This window comes from Arthrobacter sp. NPDC056727 (assembly GCF_042790555.1).
In the GTDB taxonomy this organism is placed as follows: domain Bacteria; phylum Actinomycetota; class Actinomycetes; order Actinomycetales; family Micrococcaceae; genus Arthrobacter.
In genome coordinates this window covers 167,743-174,362 of sequence record NZ_JBHTZA010000007.1, presented here as the reverse complement: position 1 = coordinate 174,362, position 6,620 = coordinate 167,743, and the positions used below count along the sequence as shown (strand labels likewise).

Sequence of the window (6,620 nt, the reverse complement as noted above, 5' to 3'; positions counted from 1 at the left end):
TTCCCACCCCACCCCCAACACAACCCACACCCCCCCCCCCCCAACCCGCTTCCCCCTTCCCTCCCCCACCAACACCCCCCCCCCCTCGCGGCCCCCCGCCCCCCCCCCCCCGGCGGGGGCCGTCAGCAGTTCAGGACTGCGGAGTGAACCGGCTGATGCCGGATCGACTACTTCCCTGCGACTACGTCGAGTTCGATCACAGCGGCAACGTCGTCGTGCAGACGGACGTTGGCCTGGTAGGAACCAACCGACTTGATGTGAGCCGGCAGTTCTACCTTGCGCTTGTCGATGCTGCCCAGGCCTGCGGCCTCAACAGCGTCGGCAACGTCGGCCTGCTTGACCGTGCCGAACAGGCGGCCGCTTTCGCCGGCCTTGACAACCAGCTTGACCGGCTTGGCGGACAGAGCGGCGGCCTGCTTCTGAGCATCTTCCAGGGAAGCGTGCTCGCGGGCGGCGCGGGCAGCCTTGATGGACTCAACCTGCTTCTCGCCACCCTTGGACCAGGTCAGGGCGAAACCGCGGGGCAGCAGGTAGTTACGTGCGTAACCGTCCTTGACCTCGACAACGTCGCCAGCAGCACCGAGACCGGTTACTTCGTGGGTCAGAATGAGCTTTGCCATGTTAGTTAATCCCTTTCCTTAGCCCCGGCCAGCGCCGGAGTAGGGCAGCAGGGCAACTTCGCGGGCGTTCTTGATTGCCTGGGCGATCTTGCGCTGCTCCTGGACCGTAACGCCAGTGACGCGACGGGCGCGGATCTTTCCGCGGTCGGAGATGAACTTGCGCAGCAATGCTACGTCCTTGTAGTCGATGACAGTGATGTCAGCGGCCTTCAAGGGGTTGGACTTTGGTTTGGGCTTACGGAGTTCAGCCTTAGCCATCGTGGAGCTCCTATTCTAGGGAGCCCGTGAATCATGATCCACGGGATGGTGGTGGTCCGACCGCTGCGAGTGCAGAACGGCCAGGTGGCTCGCTTTGGCAAATGCCGCGCCGGACCTTTGTTTTGTTGTTTAGAAGGGAGGTTCGGAATCCGGGCCGTTGCCCCAGCCGCCGCCCGCATTGCTGACTCCGGGCGTTGCCCAGGGGTCCTCCTGCGCTGCGGGCTGGTTGCCGCCCCAGCTTCCTCCGGTGTTGCCGCCCTGGTTTCCACCCTGGCCGCCACCGAATCCACCGCCACCGAATCCGCCGCTGTTGCCGCCGCCGAATCCGCCCTGGCCGCCGGAGCGCTGGGTGCGGTTGACTTTGGCATTGGCGTAACGCAGGCTCGGGCCGATTTCATCGACTTCGAGCTCGATAACGGTGCGCTTCTCGCCTTCCTTGGTTTCGTAGGAACGGCTCTTCAGACGGCCGGAAACAATCACCCGGGTGCCCTTGGTGAGGGACTCGGCGACGTTTTCTGCTGCCTCGCGCCAGACCGAAGCGCGGAGGAACAGGGTTTCCCCGTCCTTCCACTCGTTGGACTGGCGGTCGAAGGTGCGGGGCGTGGACGCGATGGTGAAGTTCGCTACTGCCGAACCTGACGGTGTGAACCTCAGTTCGGGGTCATTGGTGAGATTACCGATGACCGTAATAGTGGTTTCGCCTGCCATCTACTGCCTCCTTGTTCGTTCCTGCGGGGTAAAGAATGAAAGTTGGGAGCTGAAATTACTCAGCAACAACCTTCTGCTCTTCGGGGCGGATGATCTTGGTGCGCATGATGGTCTCGTTGAGACCCAGCTGGCGGTCAAGTTCCTTGGCGGTAGCCGGCGTCGCGGTGAAGTTCACCACGGCGTAGATACCTTCGGACTTCTTCTTGATGTCGTAAGCCAGACGGCGACGGCCCCAGATGTCAACCTTCTCGATGGTTCCACCATCGTTCGTGATGACGTTCAGGAACTTCTGAAGCGACGGCTCTACGGTACGCTCTTCGACCTCGGGGTCGATGATTACCATCAATTCGTAAGGACGCATATGTGAACCCACCTCCTTTGGGCTAAGCGGTTACGGTATTTCCGTAACAGGAGGTTCATTTGCGATGCCGTGCACACCCGCATCCAAAATGGATCAGGGCGCAGCACAGACTTCACTATCTTAGTGCATCGGGACGGAAATCCGCGATTCGGACAGCTCCGACGCTAGTGGCCCGGGGAGAGGACCGGAAGCTGCGGCCCCGGCTATGTGGAAAACCGCCATGCCACGGCCCGGAATACTGGAGCCATGACCATCCTGAAATCCGCGCTCCTCTTCGTCCTCGCCGCCGTTGCGGAGATCGGCGGCGCCTGGCTCATCTGGCAGGCCGTCCGGGAGGACAAAGCCTGGTGGTGGGCCGGGCTCGGAATCGCCGCACTGGGGTTCTACGGCTTTGTGGCCGCCTTCCAGCCGGACGCCCACTTCGGGCGGGTGCTGGCCGCGTACGGCGGGGTCTTCATCGCCGGTTCACTTGCCTGGGGCGTGCTGCTGGACGGTTTCCGCCCGGACCGCTGGGACCTCATCGGCGCCGCCATCTGCCTCGCGGGCGTCGCCGTCATCATGTTCGCCCCGCGGAGCAGCTAGACCGCGGAGAAGGGCTGGCCCGCAACACAAAACATCCGCCCGGTCGGGCCTGAACGACCAACCGGACGGATGATTTTAGGTCAGTTGCGGGACGGGATTACGACGCCGGCCCGGCCCCTACGCCTGCATCTGCGGTTTCGGGCGCGGCAGGAGCGTCCGCCGCACCGGAATGCGCGGGACCGCCCTTGCGGTAGCGCCAGACACCGATGCCGACCACCACGACGGCCAGGGCCACGGAGAGCAGGAGCGACTCGCGGGTGGAGTCCAGGATCACCATGCCGACGACGAGGGCCACGATGCTGCCGATCGCCAGCCAGGTGAGGTAGGGGAAGAACCACATCTTCAGCGTCAGGTCCTTGGCCGCGGCCCCCATCCGGCGGCGCAGCACCAGCTGGGACGTGGCGATGACCAGCCAGACGAACAGCGCGATGGCGCCGGAGGTGTTCACCAGGAACAGGAAGACCGTGTCCGGGGCGATGTAGTTCAGTCCCACGGTGATGAATCCGACCACGGTGGAGGCCAGCACTGCTGCGGCGGGCACGCCGCGCTTGGAGATGCGGGTCCAGGACTTCGGGGCATCGCCGCGCCGGGAGAGGGAGAAGAGCATGCGGCTGGCGGTGTAGAGGCCGGAGTTCAGGCAGGACAGCACCGAGGTGAGCACGACGACGTCCATGATGGTGCCCGCGCCGGGGATGCCGAACAGTTCGATGACGGCGACGTACGGGCTCTTGGCCACGTTGGCGGAGTTCCACGGCAGCAGCGTTACAACGATGGCGATGGAGCCGATGTAGAAGACGAGGATGCGCCAGACGGTGGACTTCACTGCCTTCTTGACCGCTTCCACCGGGTTTTCGGATTCACCGGCTGCGATGGTGGCGATCTCGGCCCCGAAGAACGCGAAGACCACCACGAGGATGCCGGCAAGCGCGGCGCCCGGGCCGTTGGGCAGGAACCCGCCGTTGCCCGTCAGGTTGCTCAGTCCCGGAGCCGGGACGCCCGGAACCAGCCCGAGGATCGCCGCAATGCCGAACAGGAGGAACAGGATGATGGCTGCGACCTTGATGGAGGCGAACCAGAATTCGAACTCCCCGTAGGACTTCACCGAGCCCAGGTTGGTCAGCGTCAGCAGCACCATGAGCGCCAGTGCCCAGACCCACTGGTCGATGCCGGGCACCCAGCGGTGCATGATCGCGGCGCCGGCTGTGGCTTCGATGCCCAGCACGATGATCCAGAACCACGCGTAAAGCCAGCCGATGCTGAAGCCGGCCCAGCGGCCCAGCGCCTTGTCCGCGTAGGTGGAGAAGGACCCGGTTTCCGGGTTGGCGGCCGCCATCTCGCCAAGCATCCGCATGACCAGGATGACCACGATTCCTGCGGCCATGTAGGCCAGCAGGATGCCGGGACCGGCCTGCTGGATCGCCGCGCCGGAGCCGACGAAGAGGCCGGCGCCAATGACCCCGGCGATCGCGATCATCGACAGGTGCCGGGGTTTTAGGGATTTCGACAGTTGTTGGTCAGCGTGCATGGCTGCGCCATCCTCGTTTGTTGCAGGTTTCGGAAAGGGGCCGGGCCGGCGGAATGCCTGTGCCGCGCACCACATGTGCGTTTCACACTAAGGGAGCCGCGGGTTACTCCGGGCTGTGCAATCAAACAGTTTACGGGAGTCCAAAACGGGCATGCTCCCAAGTCCGGGCATCAATAAGCAACAATTGTTGCCTGAGAGGTAATTCTGTAACGGCGCCGAAACCTGCCGCCCCTCCGCTAGGCTGGCGCGGCAGCTCCAAAGAAGAGCTCGGTCACGCGTGCCAGGCGATGCGGATCCTCCACCCCGCAAAGCTCCCTGGCCGAGTGCATCGAGAGCAGCGGAACCCCCACATCGACCGTCCTGATACCCAGCCGCGTGGCAGTCAGGGGGCCGATGGTGGATCCGCACGGGATCGCGTTGTTGGAGACGAACTCCTGGAAGGGAACGCCCGCCCCGCCGCAGAGACGTGCCCAGAAGGCAGCGCCGGGGGCGTCGGTGGCGTACCGCTGGTTGGCGTTGATCTTCAGCAGCGGTCCGCCGTTGAGGACAGGGCGGTTGGCCGGGTCGTGCCGTTCGGCATAGTTGGGGTGGACGGCGTGGCCGGCGTCCGCGGACACACAGAACGACGCCGAAAACGCCTGCCGCCGCTGGCTCGCCGAGGCGCCCAGCCCGTCCGAGATCCGGACAAGTATGTCTTCAAGGACCGGACCGCAGGCCCCGGACCGGGAGGCCGAGCCGATTTCCTCGTGGTCGAACGCGGCGAGAACAGCGATCGGCCCGGTTTCACCGGAAGCCTCCGGGCCGCCGTCGGAAGCGTCAGCGTGCGCGATCAGCGCCGTGATCCCGGCGTGAGTCGCCGAAAGGTTGTCCAGCCGGCCGGAGGCGAAGAACTCGTCCCTGGCTCCGAAGACAGCGGGGGGCTGCGTGTCGGCAACGACGACGTCATACCCGCCGATCCTGGCCGGATCAACCGGCGTTTCGTCGCCGGACACCCGTCCGGCCAGCAGCGCCAGCAGATCCTCGTCCCCGGGGTCACCGAGCCCGAACACCGGGTTCATGTGCTGCTGCTTGTCCAGCGTGAGGCCCTCGTTCACGGCACGGTCCAGGTGGATGGCCAGCTGCGGAAAACGCAGCAGCGGCCCGGTGGCGGTCAGGTGCTGGGTGCCGTCGAGCATCACGAGCCGGCCGGCGAGCTGCAGTTCCCGGTCCAGCCAGGAGTTCAGCAGCGGCCCGCCGTAAACCTCCACGCCGGCCTGGAGCCAGCCCAAACGTCCCGTGGTCGGCTTGGGCTTGAGCTTGAAGGAGGGCGAATCGGTGTGGGCACCCAGGATGTTGAATCCGGTGGTGGGCCCGGCGCCGGCGGGCGTGACCCAGGCGATGAGCGCCCCGTCCCTGATCACATAGAACTTGCCGGCCGCGGCGTCCCACGGCTGCGCCTCGTCCAGGCCGGTGAAACCGGCCGCCGCCAAGCGACGGGCCCCCTCGTGGGCGGCGTGAAAGCTCGACGGCGAGGCACTGACGTAGTCGCCCAGGTCCCGGATGTGCTCGGCTGCTGAGGAATGGAGTGGCATGGCTCCGAGTCTAGCGGTGCCCTAGATAGTGACGTTGAGCCCTGCCGCGTAGCCGCCGGAGACCGAGCCGGACATGGTGGCCAGCTGATAGATGCCGCCGTCCTCGCCGAAGACGTTGTCCGACTGCAGGGTGGTGTTGGGGAAGTTCCGGGCGCTGGTTTCGTAGCCCGTGGAGGCGTAGACCTGGCGGCAGGCGGCGTCGGTCAGGGCGATCTGCGAGACCGCCAGGACCTGGCCGGCCGCCGTGGCGTTGTTCATCGATTCGAACACCTCGAAGTGGATGTGCGGCCAACGGCCGTTGTAGGCGCCCGGGTAGATGGTCTTGAAAGTGACCTGGCCGTTGGCGTCCGCCTCCTGCACCCCGCGCAGGAAGTTCTCGTTCTCCAGGCCCGAATCGTAGAGCGAGTACCGCCCTTCCTTGTCGCAGTGCCAGGCATAGACGGCCGCACCGGCCAGCGGGACGCAGCCGTTGGCGTTGTCCAGCAGGGTCAGGGTGACGGTCAGCGGCACACCGGTTGCCTCGGTGGTGGACGTGCCAAAGCTTGAGGTGATGTCCTGCCGGACCACGCCGGAGGCCGCCAGGACATTCGGTCCGTTGGAGCCGTCGCCGGGATACGGCCCGGCCGTCTCCTGTGGGATCTCCACCCCGCACTCGGCGATCGCGCGGGTCACGGTGGGGGACCCGGAAGCGGTGGCCGATGGCGCCGTCGTCGTTGTGGTTGCCGAAGCAGAGGGGGTGGCCGTCGCGCTGGTGGAGGACGACGGCGACCCCGACGGTGCGGACGACGTCCCGCCTGGCGTGCAGGCTGCCAGAGCGGCGGCCGTTCCGGCGCCGAGGAACATGCCCAGCGAGCGGCGCGAGATAAGCGTCGAAAGATCGAATTCGAGCCCGCGGTCGTGGTTGGGATGCGGCTCGTGCCGGGGCTGCTGTCCTTCGGGGGTGCGGGGTTCGTTCGTCATGGCACCATCCAACTCCAGCCGGCTGTGGCCTGCAT

Annotated in this window: 8 protein-coding genes; 1 reads left to right on the top strand and 7 read right to left on the bottom strand. The window is 65.8% G+C overall.

What is annotated here, in order from left to right; all coding sequences use genetic code 11:
- Window positions 1-167: 167 nt before the first annotated feature.
- The 4 genes from rplI to rpsF all read right to left on the bottom strand — a co-directional run bounded on the left by rplI (window position 168) and on the right by rpsF (window position 1,947).
- Complete coding sequence (gene rplI / locus ACFRAH_RS09435) at window positions 168-620, bottom strand: 50S ribosomal protein L9 (RefSeq protein ID WP_076799464.1); 453 nt, start codon at window positions 618-620, stop codon at window positions 168-170.
- An 18-nt stretch (window positions 621-638) separates the two neighbouring features.
- Window positions 639-878 (bottom strand): 30S ribosomal protein S18, encoded by a 240-nt coding sequence (rpsR, locus tag ACFRAH_RS09430; protein WP_003800144.1) that lies wholly within the window; start codon window positions 876-878, stop codon window positions 639-641.
- Between the two features lie 129 nt (window positions 879-1,007).
- Window positions 1,008-1,586, bottom strand: coding sequence for a single-stranded DNA-binding protein (locus ACFRAH_RS09425; protein ID WP_377990630.1), 579 nt, complete (start codon window positions 1,584-1,586; stop codon window positions 1,008-1,010).
- Window positions 1,587-1,641: 55 nt separating this feature from the next.
- Window positions 1,642-1,947 carry a 30S ribosomal protein S6 gene (rpsF, locus tag ACFRAH_RS09420; RefSeq protein WP_003800148.1) on the bottom strand — a complete coding sequence of 102 codons (306 nt, stop codon included), beginning with the start codon at window positions 1,945-1,947 and terminating at the stop codon, window positions 1,642-1,644.
- 246 nt (window positions 1,948-2,193) lie between these two features.
- Here rpsF and ACFRAH_RS09415 point away from each other — a divergent pair, with 246 nt between their 5' ends.
- Window positions 2,194-2,529, top strand: a complete 336-nt coding sequence (locus tag ACFRAH_RS09415; RefSeq protein WP_377990629.1) for a YnfA family protein — start codon at window positions 2,194-2,196, stop codon at window positions 2,527-2,529.
- A gap of 97 nt (window positions 2,530-2,626) precedes the next feature.
- Here the strand turns inward: ACFRAH_RS09415 and ACFRAH_RS09410 are convergent, their stop codons facing one another.
- The 3 genes from ACFRAH_RS09410 to ACFRAH_RS09400 form a co-directional block, all read right to left on the bottom strand.
- Window positions 2,627-4,054 (bottom strand): amino acid permease, encoded by a 1,428-nt coding sequence (locus ACFRAH_RS09410; RefSeq protein ID WP_377990628.1) that lies wholly within the window; start codon window positions 4,052-4,054, stop codon window positions 2,627-2,629.
- 236 nt (window positions 4,055-4,290) lie between these two features.
- Window positions 4,291-5,625 (bottom strand): M18 family aminopeptidase, encoded by a 1,335-nt coding sequence (locus ACFRAH_RS09405; protein ID WP_377990627.1) that lies wholly within the window; start codon window positions 5,623-5,625, stop codon window positions 4,291-4,293.
- A gap of 21 nt (window positions 5,626-5,646) precedes the next feature.
- Window positions 5,647-6,585 (bottom strand): intradiol ring-cleavage dioxygenase, encoded by a 939-nt coding sequence (locus tag ACFRAH_RS09400; RefSeq protein ID WP_377990626.1) that lies wholly within the window; start codon window positions 6,583-6,585, stop codon window positions 5,647-5,649.
- Between the last annotated feature and the right edge of the window lie 35 nt (window positions 6,586-6,620).